General features: G+C 63.3%; 20 protein-coding genes. 10 read left to right on the top strand and 10 right to left on the bottom strand.

Annotated features, from left to right (window positions below):
• Window positions 1–80 precede the first annotated feature (80 nt).
• Window positions 81–686, bottom strand: a complete 606-nt coding sequence (locus NKI19_RS04565) for a TetR/AcrR family transcriptional regulator (RefSeq protein ID WP_352492205.1) — start codon at window positions 684–686, stop codon at window positions 81–83.
• Window positions 687–768: 82 nt separating this feature from the next.
• Between NKI19_RS04565 and NKI19_RS04560 the strand changes: the two genes are divergently transcribed.
• Both NKI19_RS04560 and NKI19_RS04555 read left to right on the top strand, forming a co-directional pair.
• On the top strand, window positions 769–2,052 hold the full coding sequence (locus tag NKI19_RS04560; RefSeq protein ID WP_352492204.1) for an MFS transporter: 1,284 nt from the start codon (window positions 769–771) through the stop codon (window positions 2,050–2,052).
• Between the two features lie 278 nt (window positions 2,053–2,330).
• On the top strand, window positions 2,331–3,905 hold the full coding sequence (locus tag NKI19_RS04555; protein WP_352489152.1) for an alkaline phosphatase D family protein: 1,575 nt from the start codon (window positions 2,331–2,333) through the stop codon (window positions 3,903–3,905).
• Window positions 3,906–3,950: 45 nt separating this feature from the next.
• On the opposite strand, the gene NKI19_RS04550 is transcribed toward NKI19_RS04555, so the two are convergent.
• On the bottom strand, window positions 3,951–4,232 hold the full coding sequence (locus NKI19_RS04550; protein ID WP_352489153.1) for a hypothetical protein: 282 nt from the start codon (window positions 4,230–4,232) through the stop codon (window positions 3,951–3,953).
• A 198-nt stretch (window positions 4,233–4,430) separates the two neighbouring features.
• On the opposite strand from NKI19_RS04550, the gene typA reads away from it, so the two are divergent.
• Both typA and NKI19_RS04540 read left to right on the top strand, forming a co-directional pair.
• On the top strand, window positions 4,431–6,260 hold the full coding sequence (typA, locus tag NKI19_RS04545) for a translational GTPase TypA (RefSeq protein WP_352465599.1): 1,830 nt from the start codon (window positions 4,431–4,433) through the stop codon (window positions 6,258–6,260).
• A gap of 16 nt (window positions 6,261–6,276) precedes the next feature.
• Window positions 6,277–6,486: a hypothetical protein gene (locus tag NKI19_RS04540; RefSeq protein ID WP_352474675.1), complete on the top strand. Its 210-nt coding sequence runs from the start codon at window positions 6,277–6,279 to the stop codon at window positions 6,484–6,486.
• Between the two features lie 46 nt (window positions 6,487–6,532).
• Here the strand turns inward: NKI19_RS04540 and NKI19_RS04535 are convergent, their stop codons facing one another.
• Window positions 6,533–7,159 carry a DUF1062 domain-containing protein gene (locus NKI19_RS04535; protein ID WP_352489154.1) on the bottom strand — a complete coding sequence of 209 codons (627 nt, stop codon included), beginning with the start codon at window positions 7,157–7,159 and terminating at the stop codon, window positions 6,533–6,535.
• A gap of 397 nt (window positions 7,160–7,556) precedes the next feature.
• Here NKI19_RS04535 and NKI19_RS04530 point away from each other — a divergent pair, with 397 nt between their 5' ends.
• On the top strand, window positions 7,557–8,171 hold the full coding sequence (locus tag NKI19_RS04530) for a LysE family translocator (RefSeq protein WP_352489155.1): 615 nt from the start codon (window positions 7,557–7,559) through the stop codon (window positions 8,169–8,171).
• Window positions 8,172–8,180: 9 nt separating this feature from the next.
• Here the strand turns inward: NKI19_RS04530 and NKI19_RS04525 are convergent, their stop codons facing one another.
• Both NKI19_RS04525 and NKI19_RS04520 read right to left on the bottom strand, forming a co-directional pair.
• Entirely contained in the window at window positions 8,181–8,504 is a 324-nt protein-coding gene (locus NKI19_RS04525) for a YciI family protein (protein ID WP_352489156.1), read from the bottom strand.
• A gap of 120 nt (window positions 8,505–8,624) precedes the next feature.
• Complete coding sequence (locus NKI19_RS04520) at window positions 8,625–9,188, bottom strand: peroxidase-related enzyme (protein WP_352489157.1); 564 nt, start codon at window positions 9,186–9,188, stop codon at window positions 8,625–8,627.
• Between the two features lie 132 nt (window positions 9,189–9,320).
• Here NKI19_RS04520 and NKI19_RS04515 point away from each other — a divergent pair, with 132 nt between their 5' ends.
• Window positions 9,321–14,141, top strand: a complete 4,821-nt coding sequence (locus tag NKI19_RS04515) for an NAD-glutamate dehydrogenase (RefSeq protein WP_352489158.1) — start codon at window positions 9,321–9,323, stop codon at window positions 14,139–14,141.
• Window positions 14,142–14,330: 189 nt separating this feature from the next.
• A complete protein-coding gene (locus NKI19_RS04510; RefSeq protein ID WP_352489159.1) occupies window positions 14,331–15,707 on the top strand; it encodes an MFS transporter in 1,377 nt (458 codons plus the stop codon).
• A gap of 39 nt (window positions 15,708–15,746) precedes the next feature.
• Here the strand turns inward: NKI19_RS04510 and purH are convergent, their stop codons facing one another.
• From purH to htpX, 4 genes are all read right to left on the bottom strand, one after another.
• Entirely contained in the window at window positions 15,747–17,363 is a 1,617-nt protein-coding gene (purH, locus tag NKI19_RS04505) for a bifunctional phosphoribosylaminoimidazolecarboxamide formyltransferase/IMP cyclohydrolase (protein ID WP_352489160.1), read from the bottom strand.
• Window positions 17,364–17,447: 84 nt separating this feature from the next.
• Complete coding sequence (locus NKI19_RS04500; RefSeq protein WP_352564691.1) at window positions 17,448–19,196, bottom strand: heparinase II/III family protein; 1,749 nt, start codon at window positions 19,194–19,196, stop codon at window positions 17,448–17,450.
• 146 nt (window positions 19,197–19,342) lie between these two features.
• Window positions 19,343–20,731: an RsmB/NOP family class I SAM-dependent RNA methyltransferase gene (locus NKI19_RS04495; protein ID WP_352489162.1), complete on the bottom strand. Its 1,389-nt coding sequence runs from the start codon at window positions 20,729–20,731 to the stop codon at window positions 19,343–19,345.
• Complete coding sequence (gene htpX / locus NKI19_RS04490) at window positions 20,722–21,738, bottom strand: zinc metalloprotease HtpX (RefSeq protein WP_352489163.1); 1,017 nt, start codon at window positions 21,736–21,738, stop codon at window positions 20,722–20,724. Before htpX ends, NKI19_RS04495 begins: the two co-directional genes overlap by 10 nt.
• Before the next feature lie 117 nt (window positions 21,739–21,855).
• Here htpX and NKI19_RS04485 point away from each other — a divergent pair, with 117 nt between their 5' ends.
• Complete coding sequence (locus NKI19_RS04485) at window positions 21,856–22,068, top strand: DUF1674 domain-containing protein (protein WP_352489164.1); 213 nt, start codon at window positions 21,856–21,858, stop codon at window positions 22,066–22,068.
• A 19-nt stretch (window positions 22,069–22,087) separates the two neighbouring features.
• Here the strand turns inward: NKI19_RS04485 and NKI19_RS04480 are convergent, their stop codons facing one another.
• Window positions 22,088–22,759: an HAD-IA family hydrolase gene (locus NKI19_RS04480; protein WP_352564689.1), complete on the bottom strand. Its 672-nt coding sequence runs from the start codon at window positions 22,757–22,759 to the stop codon at window positions 22,088–22,090.
• 179 nt (window positions 22,760–22,938) lie between these two features.
• Here NKI19_RS04480 and NKI19_RS04475 point away from each other — a divergent pair, with 179 nt between their 5' ends.
• Both NKI19_RS04475 and NKI19_RS04470 read left to right on the top strand, forming a co-directional pair.
• Window positions 22,939–23,808: a transglutaminase-like domain-containing protein gene (locus tag NKI19_RS04475; RefSeq protein ID WP_352489166.1), complete on the top strand. Its 870-nt coding sequence runs from the start codon at window positions 22,939–22,941 to the stop codon at window positions 23,806–23,808.
• Between the two features lie 328 nt (window positions 23,809–24,136).
• A complete protein-coding gene (locus NKI19_RS04470) occupies window positions 24,137–25,498 on the top strand; it encodes a pilus assembly protein TadG-related protein (protein ID WP_352489167.1) in 1,362 nt (453 codons plus the stop codon).
• Window positions 25,499–25,798: the final 300 nt, after the last annotated feature.

Raw genomic sequence — 25,798 nt, 5'->3', positions numbered from 1 at the left:
CGGCTGCCGCAGCGTACCGTCAAATTCAGCAGCAGCCTAGACGAAGCCAGGCTGCTCACAGTGGTCTGGTAAACGGAACACTATTTCTTCAAGCTTGCCTCTATCAGAAGGTCGGCGTTGCGGGCCACCGACTGCGCCGGTCCGCCGACACCGAACAGCTGGCCGCTAATATAGGCGCCCTCGATCAGCAGCAGCAGCCCGTCGCCCAGCGTGTCGGCGTCGCCGGCGCCCATCGCTGCCGCCATGGCGCGCAGGCGCCGGCGCAGTTCCTGCTTGTTGGCCTCGCTCACGACGCGGGCCGGATGGCCATGTTCGGGATATTCGACCGCAGCATTGGTCATGCCGCAGCCGCGATAGTCGGGCCTTTGCGTGCGCTTGCCGACACGCGTCAGGAAAGCGACGATCTGCGCGCGCGGATCGCCGGGATGGGCATCCACCGCCTCGTCGAAACGCTCCCAGAATTCGAGGTCATAGTGCCGGAGATAGGATGCGGCCAGTTCATCCTTGGACGGAAAGCTGCGGTAGAGGCTGGGCTTGGTGACGCCGGCACGCCGCACGATCTCATCGACGCCGATCGCCCTGATGCCTTGCCGATAGAACAGGTCGCGCGCCACCTGGAGAATCCGTTCGGCGGCGCGAGGCGGCGGTGCGTCATTGGCCTTGATCGTTGGTTCAATGCTTTTCATGCCTGGTCTGCCGATTAGCTGGTTGACAATGTTACCGGTCGGTACGTATGTTTCGCGCTCCTGCAACGTACCGGTCAGTAACATGATAGCTCAATCCCGCCCGTTTGGCCAGCGCTACGCTTTCGTCGTGGTCGCCGTCATCTTCCTTTGCCTGCTGATCGCAGCGGGCCTGCGTTCGGCGCCGGCAGTCATGATGCTGCCGCTGGAGAACAGTTTCGGCTGGCGGCGCGATGTGGTGTCGCTGGCGGCGGCCACCGGCATCTTCCTCTATGGCCTGACCGGGCCGTTTGCCGCGGCGCTGATGGAGCGGATCGGGCTGCGCCGCACCTTGCTTGCCGCGCTGCTGTTGATGTCTGGATCGACCGCGCTCAGCCTGTTGATGACCAAGCCGTGGCATCTGCTCCTCACCTGGGGCGTGTTTTCCGGTATCAGCTCGGGCGCTGTCGCCACCGTGCTCGGCGCAACCATCGTCAACCGCTGGTTCAAGACCAATCGCGGCTTGGTGATGGGGCTGATGTCGGCGTCCAGCGCCACCGGGCTGCTGGTCTTCCTGCCGCTGCTCGCCTCGCTCGCCCAGTCGGGCGGCTGGAAGCCGGTCGCCATTGCCATTGCCGTGGCCACCGCCGCCTTGGTGCCGCTGGTTTATATGCTGGTGCCGGAGCGCCCGGCTGCGATTGGCATGGTGCGTTACGGTGCCGAGGCCGACGACGTGCCGCCGGTGCCGCCGGCCTCGCAAGGCAATTTCCTCGCGCATACGCTGAGCACGTTGCGCCGAGCCGCCGGTACGCGTGTGTTCTGGTACCTGTTTGCTACCTTCTTTGTTTGCGGCTTCACCACCAACGGGCTGGTCGGCACGCATCTGATCGCCTTTTGCGGCGACATGGGCATCGGCGAAGTGCAGGCCGCGGGCCTGCTCTCGATGATGGGTATCTTCGATCTTATCGGCACGACACTGTCGGGCTGGCTCACCGACCGTTTCGACCCGCGCAAGCTGCTTGGCGTCTATTACGGTATTCGCGGCCTGTCGCTGATCTATTTGCCCTATTCCGGCTTCTCGGCGACCAGCCTGATCATCTTTGCCGTGTTTTACGGATTGGACTGGATTGCCACCGTGCCGCCGACGCTCAGGCTTTCCAACGAGGCGTTCGGCGACCGCAGCGGGCCGATCGTCTTCGGCTGGATCGTCGCCGGCCATCAGGTCGGTGCGGCGACGGCGGCCTTCTTCGGCGGCACCATGCGCGAGCTGCAAGGCAATTACGAGCTTGCCTTCCTGATCGCCGGCATGACGGCAATAGCCGCCGCCTGCATATCGCTGCTGATCAACACCAGCCGCCCGGCGTTTGATCCGGAGCCGCAGGCGGCTTAGAGGGCGGCTGAGCGCTAATCTCCCCCCTTGAGGGGGAGATGGCTGCAAAGCGGCCAGAGGGGGTCGGTCCGACCGGGCTCGGCCCCTTATCGCAGGCGCAAGAGGTCGGTGCTCCATGCGAGACGACCCCCTCTGTCGCCTTCGGCGACATCTCCCCCTCAAAGGGGGAGATCGGCACTGCCTGTCGATTGTAACTAAACCTTCATCGTTTCGAAATGTGCCTGAAACATTGAAGCTGGAGCTTGGCGGCGACGTTCAACGCCATCCAGGAGACAGCCATGAACAAGATTTCGATGACGCGGCGCGCTTTCGTCACGTCGGCCAGCGCCGTTGGCCTGGTCGGCGCCTCGGGTCTCGCCCTTCCCTATTACTCGCGCGCCAATCAGCGTCCGGCCTTCACTCATGGCATCCAGTCCGGCGACGTCGACGCGACCAGCGGCATGGTCTGGACGCGCACGGACCGCCCATCACGGGTCATGTTCGAAGTGTCGTCGACGGAAAGCTTCGCCAATGCCGTCCGCTTGGCACCGATCGATACCTCACCGGCCAGCGACCATACGGTGAAGCGGCTGCTTACCGAGCTCGCCTCCGACCAGGACATTTTCTACCGCATGGTCGCGGCCGATCTTGCCGACATCAATGCCGTTTCCGAGCCGATCGTCGGCCGCTTCCGCACGGCACCTGCTTCGAAGCGCGACATTCGCTTCGCCTGGTCGGGTGATACCGCCGGCCAGGGCTGGGGCATCGACGACACCGGCATGAAGACTTATGCCACGATCGGCAAGCACACGCCCGACTTCTTCCTGCATTCGGGCGACACGGTCTATGCCGATGGCGCGATGAAGGACGAGGTCGACCTGCCCGGTGGCGGCAAATGGAAAAACACGGTGCTGATCGACGAAAAGCGCAAGGTTGCCGAGACGCTGGACGAGTACCGTGGCCAGTGGAAGTACAATTTGATGGACAGGAATGTGCTGGGGCTCAACGCCATCTGCCCGACCTTCTATCAGTGGGACGACCACGAAGTGGTGAACAACTGGTCGGATTCGAAGGACCTGACTGCCGACGACCGCTACACCGAAAAATCCATCCATGTGCTGGCGGCACGTGCGGCGCGCGCCTTCCACGAAATGACGACGATCCGTTACGAGCCGTCGGAGCCCGGCCGCGTCTATCGCAAAATCGCCTATGGTCCGCTGCTCGACGTGTTCTTCCTCGACATGCGTCCCTACCGCGGCCCCAACGGTCCGGATATGCAGGAGACGATGACGCCGCAGTCACGCATCCTCGGTGAACAGCAGATCAGGTGGTTGAAGCGTGAACTGGCAAATTCCAATGCAACCTGGAAAATCATCGCCGCCGACATGCCGCTCGGCCTCGTCGTCTGGAACGACGGCACCAAGAAGGTAGGGGCCGAGGCTGTCAGCAATGGCGACAATGGCCCGGCCAAGGGGCGCGAGCTGGAAATTGCCGACCTTCTTCGCTATATAAAGAACGTGGGGATCAGCAACACTGTCTGGCTCACCGCAGACGTGCATTACACAGCCGCGCATTACTACAATCCGGACAAGGCACAGTTCCAGGACTTCAACCCGTTCTGGGAATTCGTTTCGGGTCCTATCCATTCCGGCACGTTCGGGCCTAATGGTTTCGACATGACATTCGGCCCGGAGCTGAAGTTCATCAAGGCACCGACTGCCGAGCAGGGTCAGAACCTGCCGCCGTCGGCCGGCCTGCAGTTCTTCGGACTCGTCGACATCGATGGCGCCACCGAGCAGTTGACGGTGCGGCTGATGGATCGCGACGACAGCGAACTCTACAAGGTCACGCTCGATCCGGTGCGGTCGGCGTGAGTGATTGCGTCCTACCCTCGGGCCAGCCCGAGGGTAGGACGTATATCAATCGGGATAGCAGACGACGGGAATGTTGGGCCAGACGGCGCTGTCGCATCCGGCATTTTGCTGCCGCTGCTTGAAGGCGGTGCTGACCGGCCCAGTCACCACCGGATCGACGCCGTCGGGAGCATCGGCAAAAAGCTGCTCCGCCGACCGCTTGTCGGACGGCAAAGCAGTCCGCGTCTCCTTGAACGACGCCGCCGACTGCGCCGCGCCTGCCGCGAGGAGGACGGCGAGTGCGCTACATGCCAAAATCGGCCGGAGTCTGTTGCCTATCTCGATCATGAAATTCGAACTGTCCGGACCATGAAAGGTTCCGCCTTGGTTAATAATTCCACTTCACACCAAGACATTTAAGATTTGGTGACTTTATTTGGTGGCTCGCCTCCTCTTTCGCAATTGCGAAAAACCCTGTATGAGCCGCCCAACCGAAAGAGGCAGCGCCTTTTGGCCTGCTGCCTGCAACGCTCCCGAGACCAAAACATGAAAATCCGCAATATCGCGATCATCGCGCACGTCGACCATGGAAAAACCACCCTCGTCGACCAGCTTCTGAAACAGTCCGGCTCGTTCCGCGACAACCAGCGTGTTGCCGAACGCGCCATGGATTCGAACGATCTCGAAAAGGAACGCGGCATCACCATCCTGGCCAAGGCGACCTCGGTCGACTGGAAGGACACCCGCATCAACATCGTCGACACACCCGGCCATGCCGACTTCGGCGGCGAGGTCGAGCGCATCCTGTCGATGGTGGATTCGGCCATCGTGCTGGTCGACGCCGCCGAGGGGCCGATGCCGCAGACCAAATTCGTGGTCGGCAAGGCACTCAAGGTCGGATTGAAGCCGATCGTCGTCATCAACAAGATCGACCGGCCGGATGCCCGCCATGTCGAAGTGGTCAACGAGGTGTTCGACCTCTTTGCAGCACTTGACGCCACCGACGAGCAGCTCGACTTCCCTATCCTTTACGGTTCAGGCCGCGACGGCTGGGTCTCGGAAAACCCCGAAGGTCCGAAGGACCAGGCTCTGGCGCCGCTGTTCGACCTCGTCATCAAGCACGTGCCGGCGCCGACCGTTCATCCTGGGCCGTTCCGCATGATCGGCACCATCCTGGAAGCCAATCCGTTCCTCGGCCGCATCATCACCGGCCGTATCGAATCCGGCACGCTGAAATCCAACCAGGCGGTCAAGGTCCTGCACCATGACGGCACCCAGGTCGAAACCGGCCGAATCTCGAAAATCCTCGCTTTCCGCGGGCTCGAGCGCCAGCCCATCGACGAGGCGCAGGCGGGCGACATCGTCGCTATTGCCGGCCTGTCGAAGGGCACCGTCGCCGACACGTTCTGCGACCTGTCGGTGACCGAACCGCTGCACGCGCAGCCGATCGATCCGCCGACCGTGACGATGTCGTTCCTCGTCAACGATTCCCCGCTGGCCGGCACCGAGGGCGACAAGGTGACCAGCCGCGTCATCCGCGACCGCCTGCTGCGCGAGGCCGAAGGCAATGTCGCGCTGAAGATCGAGGAATCGCCGGACAAGGATTCGTTCTTCGTCTCCGGCCGCGGCGAGTTGCAGCTGGCCGTGCTGATCGAGACAATGCGCCGCGAAGGTTTTGAGATCGCCGTGTCGCGGCCGCGCGTCGTCATGCAGAAGGGCGAGAACGGCGAATTGCTGGAGCCGGTCGAGGAAGTCGTCATCGACGTCGACGAGGAGCATGCCGGCGTCGTCGTGCAGAAGATGTCGGAGCGCAAGGCCGAGATGGTCGAGCTGCGCCCTTCGGGCGGCAATCGCCAGCGCATCGTCTTCCACGCACCGACGCGCGGCCTGATCGGCTACCAGTCGGAGTTGCTGACCGACACGCGCGGCACCGCCGTGATGAACCGGCTGTTCCATGCCTATGAACCCTACAAGGGCGAATTGCCGGGCCGTACCAACGGCGTGCTGATCTCCAACGAACAGGGTGAATCGGTGGCTTACGCCATGTGGAACCTGGAAGACCGCGGCCCGATGGTCATCGACCCCGGTGTCAAGGTCTATCAGGGCATGATCATCGGCATCCATTCCAGGGACAACGACCTCGAAGTCAACGTGCTCAAGGGCAAGAAGCTGACCAACATCCGTGCCGCCGGCAAGGACGAGGCGGTGAAGCTGACGCCGCCGATCCGCATGACGCTGGAGCGCGCACTGGCCTGGATCCAGGACGACGAGCTGGTCGAGGTGACGCCGAAAACCATCCGCCTGCGCAAGCTCTATCTCGACCCGAACGAGCGCAAGCGTTTTGAGAAATCAGCGAAAGTGGTCGGCGCGGCATAAAGGGCAATACCGCGCAATGAGCGGTAAACTCGTCACGGCCGTCATATACGACAATCGACCCGAAGCCGAAGTTTGCGTGTCGATGCTCGACGCGTATGGAATTTATGCTCTCGCGAATTATCTTCTCGACACGGGCAGGCTCGGCTTGATCCATGTGCAAGTCGCCGACAGCGATCTCGATGCGGCCAAGGGTTTGATTGGCTCGGCCTCCAAAGAGGGCGACTGACCCCTGGCCGCAACTGTCTCTGATTGCGGATTCCCTTGCCGTCGCCTCATCCGCCTGCAGCCGAAATGATATCGTCCCGGTCTGGTTCGCCAGATAGGTGGATGCAGATCGCCGTTCCCGCCCGCGCCGGCCGGCGCAAGGCTTTGGCCCCGTCCGGACCAACCACCAGCAATCGCTTCTCTTCCCAAACCTGTAGCCGCGATCGCGGGACAGCGAGTTCGCTGGCGAGCAACCGGTCGAGCCGCAGCGCTGTCGGCATTTCGAGCCAGAGCTGAAGTTCGAGAGCGCTGGTGTTTTCCGGCCTGTCCCCGAGCACCTGCTTATGAACGGCGGCCTCAGGAAACTCCTCGACGCACCCGATCCTGCTTCGCAATGCGGCAACATCGAAAGCATGGCGCCGCGCCAGGACCGGATCGTTGCTTTCGAGCGCCTGCAATATTGCCGGTTCGATATCGCGGCGGCTGCAGCGCTCCAGAATGCCGAAATTCCAGGAATTGTCGCAGTCGATGCAGCGGTAGATCAACCAGGCATCAATGCGTTTGCCATTGGCGTTGACGCGGAATTTGCCGCTGCAGCGATAGGCTTTCAGGCCGCCGCAGCGATTGCAGTTGAGGTGAGGTCGAGGTGCGGTTTTGGGCGTGATCGCCCAGCGGATACGCAGTGTCGAAGACATGCCGAAAAGCCCTTCCCGTCGGGAAGTTCGTCAGATCGGCGATATCGAGAACCCTTGCGGGCACGGCGTGGCGAGAGACTGCGGCAGTTGGAAATCAGGTGTCGCGGGTGGCTATGCGCAACAGCGGTTCAGCAGTGCCAAACCGGTCTCGAACCGCCACCCTGAAGAACACGTGATGTGAAAACAGGCACCGCGACTGCGACGCCCTGCTCTGTGTGTGTTGGGGGAGTTGACGAGACCGGCGGTTACGTAGGCAAAGTGAAGCTCGAAAAGGATTTCGGGATGACATCTCTAGCCGTGAGATGCCGGGCCGACAAGCCTTCTTTCGGTAGACGCTACCGTCGCCGGAACAGTTGGGTTATGTTGAACACCCAAACATTTCAAACGAGACCGCGTCATGCATTTCACGTCGCTGCTGATTTTTGCCGGCGCCCTGCTTGTTGCCGCCGGCTCGCCCGGCCCATCGATCGCCGCTCTTGTGGCGCGGGTCATCGCAAAGGGCTTTCGCGACGTGTTTCCGTTCCTGCTTGCCATGTGGATCGGCGAAGCGATCTGGCTGTCACTGGCGGTGTTCGGCCTCGCCGTGGTGGCGCAGACCTTTCACTTCGCCTTTGTCGTCGTGAAGTGGGTCGGCGTGGCCTATCTCGGCTGGCTTGCCTGGAAGATGTGGACGGCACCGGTCGAGGCAAAGGAAGGTTCGCTGCCGCGCGAAGATTCGCCCGCCAAGCTGTTCTTTGCCGGCATGGCGGTGACGCTCGGCAACCCCAAGATCATGATGTTCTATCTGGCGCTGCTGCCGACCATCATCGACCTCGGTTCGGTCAGCATGTTCGGCTGGGTCGAGCTGACGGCGACCATGGCAGTGGTCCTGGTCGCCATCGATTTGACATGGGTGCTCGCCGCATCGCAGGCGCGCAAGCTCTTGAGGAGCAAGCGGGCGATGAAGATCGCCAACCGCATCAGCGCCGGCACCATGGCCGGCGCTGCGGCGGCGATCGCGGCACGATCCTGAGCCGGCGCGTCAACCCATTTCGATTATCGGCGCAATCTCGACGCTGAAACCCGGGTCCGTCAGGATAGGACAATCCTTGGCTTTGCCGACGGCATCGTCGATGTCTTTTGCTTCGATGATGGTGTAACCGGCGGTCGGATTACTGCCGCCATTGTTCTCGACCTTGCCGCCAGGCAGTACGGTCTTCGACATGCCGACTGGATTGCCACCGTCGACCACCGCTGAGCCAAGCTTGCCGTACCAGCCGTTCCAGGCATCCATCGCTGCCTTCCGTTCGGCCTCCTCGGTCGGCATCTTGCCCGAGCCGTGATAGACGTAGAGAAATTTCGCCATGTTCTCCTCCTCTGATCGGCGGCATCGAACCGGCATGCGGTCATGCCGCATGCCGATCATCGGACCAAACCGACAAACAAGCAACGAGAATGCGAAGTAGCTAATATAATGTGCGGTGCTCTATCGCGCCATTACGTGGTATCCATCGTTCGGCCGCATATCGATTGCCGATGCCAGCCGGTTCGACATGTTGAAGAACGCCGCGGTCGAGGCGACGTCCCAGATGTCGCGGTCGGAAAAGCCGACTTGCCGCAGCGCCGCCCGGTCCGCTTCAACGATCTTTGCCGGCTGCTCGGTCAGCCTCACCGCGAATTCGAGCATGGCGCGTTGCCTGTCCGACAGCTCGGCGGCACGAAAATTCATCACCATCATCTCGCCGAAGGCCGGGTCGCCGGAAAGCTGGCGCACCGCCGCGCCATGCGCGACCAGGCAATAGTAGCAATGGTTGACCGACGAGACGGCGACCGCGATCATCTCGCGCTCGAGTTTCGACAGGCCGGATTCACCCAGCATCAAATCATTGTACATGTCGGTGAAAGCGCGCAGCTTCTTCTCGTCGAAGGCATAGGCGAGCAGCACATTGGGAACGAGGCCGAGCTTCTCCCGGCATTTGGCGAAATAAGCCTTGGTCGCGTCGCTCAGTTCCGCCGGTGCCAGCGCAAGCGCGGTGATTTTGTCCATCATGGCGGATTTCTCCTCGTTTTTCGCCAGGCTGCCGGTGAATTCCGACATTTCGTCGCAAGCCGTCAAACCTTTGTCGCCAAATACCGGTCATCTGTTAGCATAGCCGCAAAAAACATGTGACGGGAGGGATTCATGGCCAGCGTAAAGTCAGCGAGCCGGTTGAAAAAAGCCGGCTTGACGAGGGGTGAAGCCGCGGGCGGCGAAAAGCCCGGCAGGCTTGCCGACTACTTGCTGGCCCGAGCTCCGGCCGAAGATGTCGCCGCCTACGACGTCATCGATCTCGAACGCGCTGCCGAACTCGCCGGCCGCGCCGTCGCCAGGCACAAGAAGAACGACTGCGTCGTTGCCATAGACGTCGATTCCGGTGTCGTCCGCCAGGGCCGGCCGATGACGGTGATCACCGTCGTCAACGACAACATGCCGTTCCTGTTCGATTCCGTCCTCGGCGAGATTACCGAAAGCGCCGGCGAGCCGCTGCTGGTTACCCATCCGGTCATCGTGGTCAGGCACGGCAAGAACGGTGTCGAGGAAATCCTCGGCGATGGCGGTTATGCCAAGGGCGACCACAGCCATGACCGGCTGAGCGTCATCCACGTCCATATCGGCCGCCTTTCGGCCGAGCAGGCCGAAGGCCTGGCCGCACGCCTGACCAAGCTGCTCGGCCAGGTGCGCGCCGCCGTCACCGACTGGAAGCCGATGCTCGCCCGCCTCGACCGGGCGATCTCGGAATTCCGCTACTCGCCAGTGCCGCTCGACAAGGCCCATGTCACCGAGGCGATCGCCTTCCTCGAATGGCTGCGCGACGACAATTTCACCTTTCTCGGCATGCGCGAATTCAACTACACCGGCGGCGAGACGAGCGGCATGCTCGAGCGCGCCGAAAAGCCTGGCCTCGGCATCCTTTCCGATCCCGACGTGCTGGTGCTCAGGCGCGGCACCGAGGCGGTGAGCACGACGCCGGAGATCCGCGCCTTCCTGCATGGGCCGGAACCGCTGATCGTCACCAAGGCCAACGCCAAGTCATCGGTGCACCGCCGCATCTATCTCGATTACATCGGCGTCAAGACGTACACCGCCAAGGGCGTGCTTTCGGGCGAGCTGCGCATCGTCGGCCTGTTCACCTCGACCGCCTATACGCGCTCGGTGATGAAGATCCCCTATCTCAGGTCGAAAGCCGAAACCATCATCGCCAAATCCGGTTTCAACCCTGAAGATCATTCCGGCAAAGCTTTGATCAACGTGCTGGAGAGCTATCCGCGCGACGAGCTTTTCCAGGTTCCGGTGCCGATCCTGCGCAAGCATGCCGAAGCCATACTGGGCTTGATCGAGCGGCCGCGCGTCAGGGCATTGGTGCGTGTCGACCAGTTCGACCGCTTCGTCTCCGTGCTCGTCTTCGTGCCGCGCGACCGCTACGACAGCGTCGTGCGCGAGAAGATCGGCACCTATCTGAAGACCGTCTTCGAAGGCCGGCTGTCGGCCTATTATCCGGCCTTCCCGGAAGGCGGGCTGGCGCGCGTCCATTTCATCATCGGCCGCTCCGGCGGCAAGACGCCGAAGGTCGAGCAAGCGACGATCGAGGCGGCGATCCGCGACATCGTACGGACCTGGGACGATGCACTGCGCGAGACCGCGACAGAGACCGGCGCCGATGCCAGACTCACGGCCATTGCCTCGCGTTTTTCGGAAAGTTATCGCGACAGTTTTCCGCCGTCCGTGGCGCTGGCCGACGCCGGGCGCATCGCCAAGCTCGACGCGTCAAATCCGATCGCCATCGACTATTACCGTCACGCCGAACAGAAGCCGCATCAGGCGGCGCTGAAGATCTATCACCATGGCAGCCCGGTGGCGCTGTCGCGGCGCGTGCCGGTGCTGGAAAACATCGGTTTCCGCGTCATCAGCGAGCGCACTTTCGAGGTCGGCGTCATTCAATCCGGCATGATCAATGGTGATCAGCCCGGCATGGTCTTCATCCACGACATGGAACTCGAGAACAGCTACGGCAGGCCGATCGACCTCGGCAATGGCGGCGCGCTGTTCGAGGATGCGTTCCTTTCCGTCTGGCGCGGCGATGTCGACAATGACGGCTATAACGGCCTTGCCCAGACCGCCGGCCTGTGGTCGGGCGAGATCACCGTCCTGCGCGCCTATGGCCGCTATCTGCAGCAGGCCGGTATCCCGCAGAGCCAGGATTTTATCGCCGCCGCACTCAACCGTTATCCCGAGATCGCCCGCGGCCTGCATGCGCTGTTCGTCGCCCGCCTCGGCCCGACGGCTGAAACGGAAGGCGTCGGCCAGGCCAAACATCTGAAGGCCAAGATCACGGATGCGCTGGAAGACGTTCCCAACATCGACGACGACACCATCATCCGCCGTTATCTGAACCTCATCGAAGCCTCGTTGCGCACCAATCATTTCGTTACCGATACGAAAGAGAAGGGCCAATCACTGGCGATCAAGCTCGATTCGCAATCGGTCGACGGGCTGCCGGCGCCGCGGCCATGGCGGGAGATCTTCGTCTACGGCTCCGAGGTCGAGGGCGTGCATCTGCGCTTCGGTCCGGTCGCGCGCGGCGGCCTGCGCTGGTCGGACCGTGCCCAGGACTATCGCACCGAGGTGCTCGGCCTGGTCAAGGCACAGCAGGTCAAGAATGCGGTGATCGTGCCGGTTGGCGCCAAGGGCGGCTTCTACCCGAAAAAGCTGCCTATGAGCGCCGGGCGCGACGCCATTTTCGAGGCCGGCACGGCCGCCTACAAGAATTATGTTTCCAGCCTGTTGTCGATCACCGACAATATCGGGCTGGACGGCGTCATCCCGCCAGCCGGCGTGGTGCGGCGCGACCAGGATGATCCGTATTTCGTCGTCGCCGCCGACAAGGGCACGGCGACCTTCTCCGACACCGCCAACGCCATCAGCGAACGGCACGGCTTCTGGCTCGACGACGCTTTCGCCAGCGGCGGTTCGGCCGGCTACGACCACAAGAAGATGGGCATCACCGCCAAGGGCGCCTGGGAAGCGGTCAAGCGGCATTTCCGCGAGATGAACCGCGACATCCAAACCACGCCGTTCACCGTCGTCGGTGTTGGCGACATGTCGGGCGACGTGTTCGGCAACGGCATGCTGCTGTCGGAGCAGACCCGGCTGATCGCCGCCTTCGATCATCGCGACATCTTCATCGATCCCGATCCCGACATGGCGGCTTCGATGGCCGAGCGCCGGCGTATGTTCGCTCTCGCCCGTTCTAGCTGGCAGGATTACGACAAGACGAAGCTGTCCGAAGGCGGCATCATCGTCTCGCGCAGCCAGAAGTCGATCACCTTGCCGGCCGCCGCGGCTGCAGCGATCGGCCTCGGCAAGACAACGGCCACACCGGTCGAGATCATGAGTGCCATCCTCAAGGCGCCCGCAGACCTTTTGTGGTTCGGTGGCATCGGCACCTATGTCAGGGCATCGGGCGAGACCAACCAGGACGTCGGTGACCGTGCCAATGACGCGATCCGGATCACCGCGCTGGAGCTGCGTGCCAAGGTCATCGGCGAGGGCGCCAATCTCGGCGTCACGCAGCGGGCGCGCATCGAATTCGGATTGAATGGCGGCCGCTGCAACTCAGATGCGATCGACAATTCGGGCGGCGTGAACTGCTCCGACGTCGAGGTCAACATCAAGATCGCGCTGGCTTCCGCCATGCGCAAGGGATCGTTGACCCGGCCGGCGCGCAACAAATTACTGGCCGAGATGACCGATGAGGTCAGCGCCCTGGTGCTGTCCAACAATTACCAGCAGACGCTGGCGCTGTCCCTTGCCCGTAAGCGCGGCCTTGCCGACATTGCCCATCAGAGCCGCTTCATGGAGGCGCTCGAGGCGCGCGGGCTGCTCGACCGTGCCGTCGAGACGCTGCCGTCGCCGGCGGCCCTTGCCGAGCGCGAGGCGCGCGGCGAGCCGCTGACCCGGGCCGAGCTCGGCGTGTTGCTTGCCTATGCCAAGATCGTGCTGTTTTCCGATATCGTCGCCAGCGAGGTGCCGGACGATCCGCATTTCGACCGCGACCTGATGGGTTACTTTCCCGACCGCATGGCGAAGAAATATGCTGCGGAAATCCACGGCCATCGCCTGCGTCGCGAGATCATCGCCCGTGTCGTCGCCAATGATCTGGTCAATCGCGGCGGCCCGTCCTTCGTCAACAGGCTGCAGGAGGCGACCGGGCGCAATGCCGCCGATGTCGTGCGCACCTTCGCCGTGGTGCGGGATGGCTTTGCACTGCCGGCGCTCTATCGCCAGATCGACGCGCTCGACAACCAGATCGACGGACAGATCCAGCTCGACCTCTATCAGGCGGTCAGCCGGCTGATCTATGTGACCAGCGGCTGGTACCTGAAGAACGATGCCGGCACCGCACCGCTCGGGCAGCGGATCGCCGAGTTGCAGGATGCGCGCAAGGCGCTGGAGCCGAAGCTCGCTTCGCTGCTGCCGGCCTTCTCGCGCGAGCGGATCGAGGAGCGGCGGCACAGCCTGTCGAAGGGCGGCGCGCCCGAGAGCCTCGCCGAGCAACTGGCGTTGACCGATGTGGCGGAACTCATCCCCGACATTGCGCTGACGGCGCGGACGGCAAATGCCGGCATCGTCGCTGCCGCCAAGGCGTTTTTTGCAGTCAGTGATGTCTTCCGCATCCCGCGCGTCGAAGATGCGGCGCGCGCGATCATGCCCTCGGATTATTACGATCAACTGGCGCTTTCCCGCGCCACCGACACGATCGGCGCGGCCAGGCGCGGCATCGCCGTGGCGGCACTCACCAGTCATGCCGAGGCGGCGGATCCGGTGACAGCATGGCTGGAGGCCGGTGGCGAACGGGTCGGACGCATCCGCGAGCGGCTGCAGGCTCTGACCGAGGGCGGCGACATCACCGTGTCGAGGCTGTCGGTGGCGTCCGGCCTGATGAGTGATCTGACGCAGCTGTGAGACGTCTTCCACATCGCGCGGGATTGCCGGGAAGGACTGAGCTATAGAGCAAATGGCGCGCTGCTTTGGGGAGCGCCGGAGCGTGATCCCAAAAAGTGACGATCGGCTTTTGGACAAGATCGTGCTCAACAAGAAGACGGAGCGTCATTCCGATTCGATCGGCATTGAGCAAGCTCCAGCGGAGGGGACATGGCTGAGATGGCAGTGCAGCGGGCATCGGGACGCGGCATCTGGGGATGGATGCTGTTCGACTGGGCGGCACAGCCGTTTTTCACGGTCGTCACCACCTTCATCTTCGGTCCTTATTTCGTCTCGCGCATGGCCAGCAATCCGGAGACCGGGCAAGCGGCCTGGGGCTACGGCATTGCCGCCGCCGGCGTTGTCATTGCCGTTTTGTCGCCGGTGCTCGGGTCGATCGCCGATCAGACCGGACCACGCAAACCGTGGATAGCCTTCTTCGCCGCGGTCAAGATCACCTGCCTCACCCTGCTGTGGTTCGCCGCGCCCGGCTCTAATCTTTTTCTGGTCGTGGCGTTGTTCTCGCTGGCGTCGGTCGCGGCGGAATTCTCGACCGTGTTCAATGATTCGATGATGCCGCGCCTGGTGCCGAAGAGCGACATCGGCAGGATCTCGAACATGGCCTGGGGGCTCGGCTATCTCGGCGGCATGATCGCACTGATCTTTGTCGTTACCGTCATGGCCGGCTCGCCTGAAACCGGCAAGACCGTCGTCGGGCTCGACCCGATCTTCGGCCTCGACCCCAGGCTCGGCGAGGACGCACGCGCCACTGGACCGTTGTCGGCGGCCTGGTATTTCCTGTTCATTCTGCCGATGTTCTTCTTCACGCCTGATGCGATCAAAGGCATTCCAATCGGGCCGGCGGTACGCGAGGGCCTGTCGGAACTGAAGTCGACGCTGGCCGAAGTGCGCAAGCGCAGCGGCATTTTTCGCTTTCTCGTCGCCCGCATGATCTATCAGGACGGCGTCAACGCGCTGCTGGCGCTGGGCGGAACGTTTGCGGCGGCGATGTTCCATTGGTCGATTACCGAGATCGGCCTGTTCGGCATCATCCTCAACGTCGTTGCCATCGTCGGCTGCCTGGTTGCCGCACGCCTGGACACAGCACTGGGTTCCAAGACCATAGTGATGATTTCGCTCGTCATGCTGAGCATTGCCACGATCGGCATCGTCTCGACCGGACCGGGCTACACGCTGTTCGGTGCCTGGGTTATGCCCGGACTGGACGGCGGCGGATTGTTCGGCACGGCGGCGGAAAAGGCCTACATTTTCTACGGCCTGCTGATCGGGCTTGCCTTCGGGCCGGTGCAGGCGTCGTCGCGCTCCTATATGGCGCGCAGCGTCACAGCAGCCGAATCGGGGCGCTATTTCGGCATCTATGCGCTGGCCGGCCGGGCAACGAGTTTTGCCGCACCCTTCATGGTGGCCACGATCACCCTGGCCAGCGGCTCGGCGCGGCTCGGCATGGCGGCGATCGTGCTGTTCCTTGGCGCCGGCATGGCGATCCTGATAGGCACGCCCTATCCGGCGGATCGGCCGGCGGAGTGAGCTGCTCTTCCCCTCTCCCACAAGGGGAAGGGAGGGAGTTCAATGCCGGAAGTGCCGCACTCCGGTGAAGACCATGGCAATGCCGTGAGCGTCGGCGGCGGCGATGACATCGTCGTCGCGCATCGAGCCGCCGGGTTGGATGACGGCGGTGGCGCCGGCTTCGATTGCCGACAAAAGCCCATCCGCGAACGGGAAGAAGGCATCGGAGGCGACGACCGATCCCTTGGTCAAAGGCTCCGTCAGACCGGCGGCCTCGGCCGCGTCGAGCGCCTTGCGCGCGGCGATGCGCGAGGAATCGACCCGGCTCATCTGGCCGGCGCCGATGCCGACTGTGGCGCCGTCCCTGGCATAGACGATGGCGTTGGACTTGACGTGCTTTGCCACGCGAAAGGCGAATTTCAGATCGGCCAATTCGACCGGCGTCGGAGCGCGCCTGGTCACCACTTTCAGGTCGAGGTCATCCACCACCGCATTGTCGCGGCCCTGGACCAGCAAGCCGCCAGCAACCGATTTCAAGCCAAGGCCCGCCGCGCGCGGGTCGGGCAGGCCGCCGGTGACCAGCAGGCGTAGATTCTTCTTGGCGGCAATGATGCGGACCGCTTCTTCGGACGCCTCCGGTGCGATGATCACTTCGGTAAAGGTCCTGACGATCTCTTCGGCGGTTGCGGCATCGAGGATGCGGTTCATGGCGACGATGCCGCCGTAGGCCGAGACCGGATCGCAGGCCAGCGCCCTGGCATAGGCCGCCTGCAGCGAAGCGTCCTCGGCGACGCCGCATGGGTTGGCGTGCTTGATAATGGCAATTGCGGCGGAGCGGGCCGGATCGAACTCACCGACCAGCTCGAAGGCGGCGTCGGTGTCATTGATGTTGTTGTAGGACAGCTGCTTGCCCTGAAGCTGGCGCGCCGTGGCGACGCCCGGCCGCCTGTCACCATTGACATAGAAGCCGGCGCCCTGATGCGGGTTTTCGCCATAGCGCATCACCGATTGCAGCTTGCCGCCGAAGGCGCGCCATGTCGGGTGCTCGATCTCAAGCGCCTCGGCGAACCATCCCGAGATCGCCGCATCGTAGGTGGCGGTGCGAGCGAAAGCCTTGGCGGCCAGCTTTTTGCGGAAATCCAGCGACAGCGAGCCGAAATTCATCTCCAGCGCGTTGAGCACCGAGGCATAGTCATCGGGGTCGGTGACGATGCCGACATAGGCGTGGTTCTTGGCCGAGGCACGGATCATCGCCGGGCCGCCGATGTCGATATTCTCGACGATCGCCGCGTAGTCGGCGCCGGAGCGACGCACCTCCTCGAACGGATAAAGATTGGAGATGACGAGATCGATCGGCTCGATGCCATGGTCGCGCATCGCCGCGGCATGCTCGGGATCGTCACGCACGCCAAGCAGTGCGCCGTGCACCGACGGGTGCAGCGTCTTGACGCGGCCGTCCATGATCTCGGGAAAGCCGGTGAGCTCGGACACGTCGCGCACCGCCATGCCTGCCTCGGCAAGGGCCCTTGCGGTGCCGCCGGTCGAGACCAGCTCGACGCCGGCCGAAGCCAGCGCCCTGGCGAAATCGATCAGGCCGGTCTTGTCGAAGACGGAGAGCAGCGCGCGACGGATGGGAACAAGGTCGGGCGCGGGAATATTCTTGGCGGCGACGGCCATGGGCTGGCGGCCTTTCCAGTTCTGGTTGGAGAGCGTCCGCGGGCCGTAGCATATGAGGCCCGGAAATCAAGCCGCAAGGCTTGATCAGTGTCTGCCGTTGCCACCGGCTTCAGCTTTTTCCGGACGGCCGGCGATGATGGTGCGCGTCAATTGCCAGTGGACCTCGGAAATTTCCGAGGCCTTGAAGGCAAGCACGATCTGGCGGCTGCGGCGTGGGCCGCCGAGTCCGGCGAAATAGATCGATTCCTCGACCTCGGGCGCCACTTCGGTAGAGGTAAACACCCAGGTGTCGGCATGGTCGGCGGCCAGCACCAGACGGTCATGCTCATCCTGGAGCAGGTTTATATCGGGATGGACATGGAAACGCACCGTGACGAAATCACGGCCATTGTTGCGGATAGACGCGCCGCCCGGCCTCAGGAAGCGGTCTCTGCCGGCAAGCACATTGCCTTCGGTCGATAATTTCAGCTCGCGCTCATGCAGGAAGCCGAAGCGCGCCACATAGCCGTCATGGCGGGCGATGAAGCCTTGGCTGCCCTTCTGGTCGGTACGCTTGCAAGGCACATGCTGCGGCCCGCCGATCAAAGGCGTGCCGAGCAGGTCGTTGACGCGCAAGGAGTGATTGAAACGCGCCGACGACGTGTCGTTGATGGTGGCGGTCGAGTGGGCGGCGGTGGCGCGGGCAAGCGGCCGGAACTCGGCGGCGCCATAAGTGTCTATGCCGGCGTTGACGATATAGTGCCGGCGGCCCGACGACAATTCGAAGGCGAGGCATCCGGCGTGAGCGGCATTGGATACGTCGACGGGCGGCGGCGGGCCGCTATCGGCGATCACCGTGGCACCACCCATCGACAGGCGCTCGTAACCCGAATGCGGCGCGTGCAGCAACGGTGCGCCGGCGGTGTCGTCGTGATGCAGGATGCTGGCGATACGGTCGTGAATAGTGGCGCCCATGCCGTTGAAGCGGGCAAGGCTGCCATCCTGATGGCGAAAGAAGCGCAGTGCCGGCAGCATCCGGTCGATGGCGCCGATCAGGGCGGCCGGCGGCGTCTCGGCCTGATTGGCGTAGGTCTGGCGCAACGGCAGAAGGTCGGCGAGGATTTCAAGCACGGTCATCGGATTGCGCGAGATATGGCCGCCGTCAGGCAGGATCTGGCGGTCGAGCTCCTCGGCGAGATTGCGTGTGGCACCGCGCAGCGCCGAGGCCGGCGCCGGCAGCGACAAAGCGGCAAAGGCCAGCGCAATGCGCGCGCGCAGCCTGTCCTTGCCATCCGGCATCTCGCGCACCATGGCGCGTAGGTAGCGGATCTGGACGGCGAGCGATTTCAGGAAGGCGCGGTAGAACGGAAATTCGGCGCCCTGCAACACGATCGAGGAATGCTGCAGCCAGGCAATGACGCGCTTGGCCGTCGTGCCCGGCTCCCAGGCGACGCCGGAAATATAGCTGCCATGGATTGCAATCCAGTCGGAAACCAACGCCCGCGCGTTGGCGGCGGCGAGCTCGGTACCCGCGGCACGCATATGGCGCAGCCAGCGAAAGCCATGCAGCGTTTTTTGCCAGCCGGGATTGGGCACCTCGATCTGGAAGGGCGATTTGCCACCGGTCTCGACCAGATGCCCCGAAAGCGGATAGCGGCCGTAATAGATCTCGAGCGCGATCTGAGGATCGGCGAGGCGCAGGTCCGGCGGGGCAATCAGGACGCGCTCCGGCGTGCGGCCGGAGTAGCGCCAGCGATAGAGTGGCCCGGCGCGCAAGCGCCGGCGCGTCTTGCGCCAGAACTCCCTCGCGACAAGCGTCCACAGACGCGTCGTGTTACCGGCAGCGATTGCCAAAACCCCTCCTGATCGTCCTCACCCAAGCACAAGTTTATATGATTCAAGAACTTGTGCGAAGGCGAATTCCGCGGCAGTGGGGCCGTTCAGCCTGTTTTCCATGCCTCCTCGCCCCAAGAAGCCGGACGGCGCTTCAACATCGGCCCTTAGCCGGCTCTGCGCATGCGGGCGGCAAAGAAGCCGTCCAGCCCGGAGCGGCCCGGCGAGCCTAACTCCAGATCGGCAGGCGTGGTGCGCAACGTGCCTTGCGGCGTCAGGAACGGGTCGATGCCGGCGATCTCACCCGGCCGAAGCGGGTCGTCGACAATCTCCGCATTGCCGGCGAGAAAGTCGCGATAGAGCTCTTCGCCTTCCAGCGGATCGAGCGAACAGTTGGAAAAGACGATGCGACCGCCAGGCTTGACCAGGGTGACGGCGCGGGCAAGCAGCCGGCGTTGCAGGTCGGCCAGTTTTTCGACGTCGGCCGCCGTCTTCGTCCAGGGGACGTCGGGATGCCGCCGCACCGTGCCGGTCGAAGAGCAAGGTGCGTCGAGGAGGACGGCGTCGAAGAGGTCCTTCCGCTCGTATTTGAGCAGATCGGCCTGGACGATCTCGGCGGCCAGACCGAGCCGTTCAAGGTTCTGCGTCAACCGTGCCAGCCGCGTTTTGGACATGTCGAGCGCGGTGACATAGGCGCCGGCGAGGATCAGCTGGGCGGTCTTGCCGCCCGGCGCGGCACAGAGGTCGGCGATTCGCAAACCATTGATGTCGCCGAACAGCCGGGCCGGCAGGCTGGCCGCCGCGTCCTGAACCCACCAGGCGCCTTCCGCGAAACCGGGCAGTTCGGTCACGGAAGCGCTGAGCTTTTCCACCCGCACCGTGCCGGCCGGCAAGACAAAGCCGCCGAGCCGTTCGGCCCACAGCGCCGGGTCCGACTTGACCGAGAAATCGACCGGCGCCTCATGGCGATGGGCGAGCTGTATCTGCCTGGCTTTGTCGAGGCCGTAGACCATTTTCAAACGGTCGGAAAACCATTTTGGCGCCTCGTCGGTGGCGGCAAGTGCGGCCGCGAGCTCGTCCTGCTTGGCCCGCGCCAGCGTGCGCAGCACGCCGTTGACGAGGCCGGAAAAGCGCGCCGTGCGCGGATCGGACTTGGCGTGGGTGACGGCGAGGTCGACAGCGGCGCTGTCGGGAACATCGAGGAACAGGATCTGTGCCGCCGCCACATGCAAGACGTGCGAAAGCGCCGTGGCGTTGGGCGGCAGCGGCTTTTCCAGGCGACGGGCCAAAAGGCCTGATATGGTCATGCGGTAGCGCAGGGCGGTGACCAGAATGGCGCGCACCAGGGCGCGGTCGCGCAGGTCCAGCGCCTTGTATTGCGGATGGCCGTTTTCGTGGTCGGTCAGCCCGTCGAGCGGCGTCCTTGCGTCTATGACGGCAGCAAGCAGGCGGGCGGCCGCCTTACGCGCGGCGAGGCCGGCAACAGCCTCGCCGCCCGAATTGTGTTCACGATCGCCTGAAATTCCGTGCCGGCGCTTCGCTGAACTCACGACCACGGACCTTTGGGTCCGGTCGGATTGCGTCCCCAGGGATTGGGCCTCGGCTTGGCCGGCTCAGCCGGCCTCTCGGGCCGCGCGGCCCTGTCCCACGGACCCGACGGCTGCTGCCCCGTCCCTTCCGGCGCCGGCCTTGGCGTCGCGGCCGCTTCGGGTGCGCCGGCCATCTCGCTCGCCATCCTCTGCAATGCGGCAATGCGGTTTTCTGTGCTCGGGTGAGTGGAAAACAAACTGTCCATGCGCTCGCCGGAAAGAGGATTGATGATGAAGAGATGGGCGGTTGCCGGATTGCGCTCGGCATCGGGGTTGCGGATGCGTTCGGCGCCCCGCGCGATCTTGTCAAGTGCCGAGGCGAGCCACAGCGGGTGTCCGCAAATTTCGGCACCGCGCCGGTCTGCCTCGTATTCGCGGGTGCGGCTCACCGCCATCTGCACGATCATGGCGGCCAGGGGCGCGACGATCATCGCCACCAGCACGCCGACGATGCCAAAGGAATTGTTGTTGTCGCGGTTGCCGCCGAAAAAGAAGGCGAAATTGCCGAGCATCGAAATTGCGCCGGCAAAGGTGGCGACGATCGTCATGGTCAGCGTATCGCGGTGCTGCACATGGGCGAGCTCGTGCGCCATCACCGCCGCGACTTCTTCATGCGAGAGCCGCTCGAGCAGGCCGGTGCTGGCGGCGACAGCGGCATTTTGCGGATTGCGGCCGGTGGCGAAGGCATTGGGCTGCGGATTGTCAATGAGATAGGTTCTCGGCATCGGCAGGCCGGCACGTTGCGCCAGACCCTTCACGATGGCGTAATATTCAGGCGCGTTGCTTTCGTCGACCTCGATCGCACGATGCATCGACAGCACCATCTTGTCGGCGTTCCAATAGCTGAACAAATTGGTGCCTGCGGCGATCAGCAAGGCAATCATCATGCCGCCGGACCCGCCGACCAGATAGCCGACACCCATGAACAGGGCCGTCATTGCGGCCAAAAGCATGGCGGTGCGAAGGGTGTTCATCATCTGCTCCGTTCTGGCCCAACAAAGGGGTCGATCCTTGTGGGCCCATCGCTATATGATGGGAAACAGCGGTTCCCGTTTCAATCGGGGGCCTGTTTCAATCTAGCGGAAGATCACATGATCGACGAAACCAGCACAACGAATGCTAACGGCGAGCCGCAAAAGGCGCTGAGGCCAGCAGCCCGGCGTGCCTTGGCCGAGGCCGAGGCCCGGCGGGAGAAATATCGCGAGAAGGAAGCCGCACATCCGAGAGAGATCGGCGGGCGCGGCGGCAAGGAGCCCGGCCGCTACGGCGACTGGGAGGTAAAGGGCCTGACCAGCGACTTTTAGCCCAGGCAGGGGCGCCAAACTACGCAGGCTGCGCCGTCCGCTCCGCTTCGATGGCAATCCAGCCGCTGGCATCGACAGCGATGCCGATCGCGTCATAGCCGGCGATAGCGGCATGCGGCGTCTCCAACGGATGCCGGTGCGTGGCGCTGATCACCATGATTGCAGCGCCCGCGGCTTCGGCAGCCGCTATGCCTGCCGGCGCGTCCTCGAAGACGAGGCAGTCGCGCACATCGACGCCAAGCCGTTCGGCCGCCAGCCGGAAGCAGTCGGGTGCCGGCTTGCCGCGGGAGACGTCCTCCGCCGCAACGATCACGGCGGGAGCCGGAATGCCGGCGGCCTGCAGCCGCAGCAGGGCGAGTTCGCGCGGTGCCGAGGTGGCGATCGCCCAGCTTCCGGGCGGCAGCAACGCCAGGAACGCCGCGGCGCCAGCAATCGGGCGAATGCCCTCGACATCGGCCGCCTCGGCCTGCAAAAGCGAATCGGCTTCGCGTGCAGGATCGACGCCCGGGAGCGCCAGCCGGCCGATGGTCTCGATCGCCCGCACGCCGTGGATGGTCGGCAGGAATGCGGCGACGTCAAGACCTTGCCGATGCGCCCAAGCTGCCCAGACCCTTTCCGCCGCGGCAATCGAATTGAGAATCGTGCCGTCCATATCGAACAGGAAGGCGGCGAATTTTCTGCCTGCGAACATCGGTTTGCCCGGGGTCATCTTGGAGGGATTATTTCGAAAGACGCGTGTCGATCGACCGTAACGTTGCCGCGTCCGTATGGGAAGCCGCGAGGCGTCGTTTTCGACGTTCGCAAGGAACCGCCGCGCACTCTCCTGCGTTGACCAGCACTATCTTCCATGACGATCGTAGGGGGACGGCGATGCTGATTAGACTCGGCTATGAAATTGCCATTGAATGCGCTGCAGCCACGCCGATTGTTTCGCTGCTCGAGATCCACAGGGATCGCCAGGCCGACATCAAGCGGCAGACGCGCGTGCTGACCTCGCCGTCGGTTCCAACCAGGGTCTACCACGATCTTTTCGGCAATAGCTGCCGCCGCTTCACGGCGCCAGCCGGAAGCTTTCGCATCCTCTATGACGCGGTGGTCGAGGACAGCGGCGAGCCGGACGAGGTCAACACGCTGGCGAGGGAAGTCCCGGTCGCCGAATTGCCGGATGATGTGCTCGGCTATCTGCTCGGCAGCCGTTACTGCGAGACCGACCATCTCGGCGACCTGGCCTGGCAACTTTTCGGCCAGCTTTCGCCGGGCTGGGCACGGGTGCAGGCGATCGTCGACTATGTCCATAACCGGCTGTCTTTCGGCTACGGCTATGCGCGCTCGACCCGCACGGCGGCGCAAGCGCATGAGGAGCGCGTCGGCGTCTGCCGCGACTTTGCCCATCTGGCGATCACGCTCTGCCGCTGCATGAATATCCCCGCCCGCTACGTCAACGGCTATCTCGGCGATATCGGCGTGCCCGCCGATCCGGCGCCGATGGATTTCTCGGCGTGGGTGGAAGTGTTCCTCGACGGCAGATGGTACACGTTCGATCCTCGCCACAATGTGCCGAGGATCGGCCGCGTCGTCATAGCGCGCGGCCGCGACGCCACCGACGTGCCGCTGCTGCACAGTTTCGGCCCGCATCGGCTCAGCCTGTTCAAGGTCTGGACGCACGAGCAGGAAGGCAATCTGTTCAAGCCGCCTTATCGTGGCGTCGACAAGACCGTCAGCGCACGGATGCTGGCCTGATCTTCGGACACATTCGCAGTCCGGATTTCCACCTGCCGCCACCGCGGTAGCACTGATCCTGTTCGATACATCTCGTCTGTACCGGATTGGGACGCTGTCCAGCCGTCTCGAATTGCGAGCCCGAATCTTGGTAAGCGCTTTGTGAACAAAGCCGCGCCGACGCGGCTTTCGTTTACCACCTGTTTACCTTGTCACCGCTCGAAACCGTTTGGAAACAATGGCCTGAGCGGTAGCCGCCTACCTTCCCTCGCCTGGCGGCGCTATCCGGCCGGATTCCTGCAATGCGCGTTCGGACAGCTGCAGGCTGTAGCGAATGGAGGCGGTAGGAATGCGGCGTTTCGGGAGGCTTGTTCAGGCGATCGGCGACTTTGCCGGGGATCGCAGCGGAAATTTCGCGGTGCTGTTTGGGATAATCGGCTCAGTGCTGGCACTGAGTGTCGGCTTTGCCGTCAACATGTCCCAACTCTACAATGTAAAGTCGAGCCTGCAGGGCGTCGTCGATGCAGCGGTCACCTCGACCGCCCGCGACCTGACAACCGGCGTTATCAGCGAGGCCGACGCCAGCAAATCGGTGCAGGCCTTTCTCGATGCCAACAGCACGGCGGGTATCCTGCAGGACGACCAGATCGTCCTCGACAAATTGACCGTCGACCGGACCGCCAACACGGTCCAGGCGGACGTCCATGTCAATGTCAGCTACTACTTCCCGCTTTTCGGCACGAGTGGCATGCAACGCGTCCCCGCATCGACGACGGCGCTCTATTCGGACAAGCAGGTCGAAGTCGCGATGATGCTCGATGTGACCGGGTCGATGGCCGGCCAGAAAATCATCGATCTGCGGACGGCTGCAGCGAATGCTGTCGACAGCTTCCTGGGCGGCCAGGATCCCTCCAAGCCGCGTGTGCGGGTTGCCATCGTGCCTTATGCCAATTCGGTGAACGCCGGTACACTTGCCGCCAGCAGCGTCTATGTGGAAACCACCGCCAGTCAACGCAAACAGGCGCCGGCCAATGACGCCGTGCAGTATGTCTCGGGCTTTATCCGTCCCGATAATTGCGCTACCGAGCGCAAGGGGATCTATCAATATTCGGACGCCGGCCCCGACGCCAGCATGGTCAACCGCGACTACCTGCTGTCGTCCTTCGCGTGGCAAACCGGCACCGCCGCCTGCCCGGCCGCCACGCTGATGCCGCTGACGGCGGATGCGACGGCGCTCAAGACGGTCATCAAGAATTTCGTCGCCTCCGGCGGGACCGCCGGCCATATCGGCGTGCAGTGGACCTGGTACATGCTGTCGGAGAACTGGGGGGGCATCATGAGGACTTCGCAGCGGCCGGCCAAGATGGATCCAAAAAAGGTTGCCAAGATCGCGATCCTGATGACAGACGGCGAATTCAATCTGTCCTACTTCGATGCGAGCACGGTGAGCGACGTTTACAATGACGCCGGCAAGGAGCCGACCCGCACGGCAGCCAAGAAACTTTGCGCAGCCATGCGCGACAAGGGCATCGAGGTCTTCACCATTGGGTTTGACCTAAACGAAACGAATGCCAAGGCGACGCTCCAGGATTGCGCGAGCCCGGACACCGCCAAGATCAAGCACTTTTATCAGGCGGCCAATGGAACGGAACTCAACCAGGCTTTCCAGGATATAGCGCGCAACGTCGAGATGTTGACCGTAACCAAATAGAGGACAAACAGCCCAAAAAGGAAAAGGCCGCCGCTTCTCGCGAAGCCGGCGGCCTTCCGTGTTTCCGTCCATGGCGCGGCTCCTGGCGGCGACGCTGGTCGCCAGCCGCGCATCTCGCGCCTTAACGGGAAGACTGCTTCCCGAAAGTGCGATCCGCTGAGGCCACGTTCTGGAAAACGAAATCACTCGACATCGGATCACCTCCTTTCGATTTGTTGAACACTCCTTCATGATGGGGTGTCATCCGGAAAATGGCAAGGCGCGGCACTCGAAAATCCTGAACAAGCGTGCTTGTGCACC

The sequence above is a fragment of the Mesorhizobium sp. M0751 genome, from assembly GCF_040320265.1.
GTDB lineage: Bacteria > Pseudomonadota > Alphaproteobacteria > Rhizobiales > Rhizobiaceae > Mesorhizobium.
The sequence above is the reverse complement of the archived record's forward strand: the minus strand, read 5'-3'. Positions and strand labels throughout refer to the sequence as shown.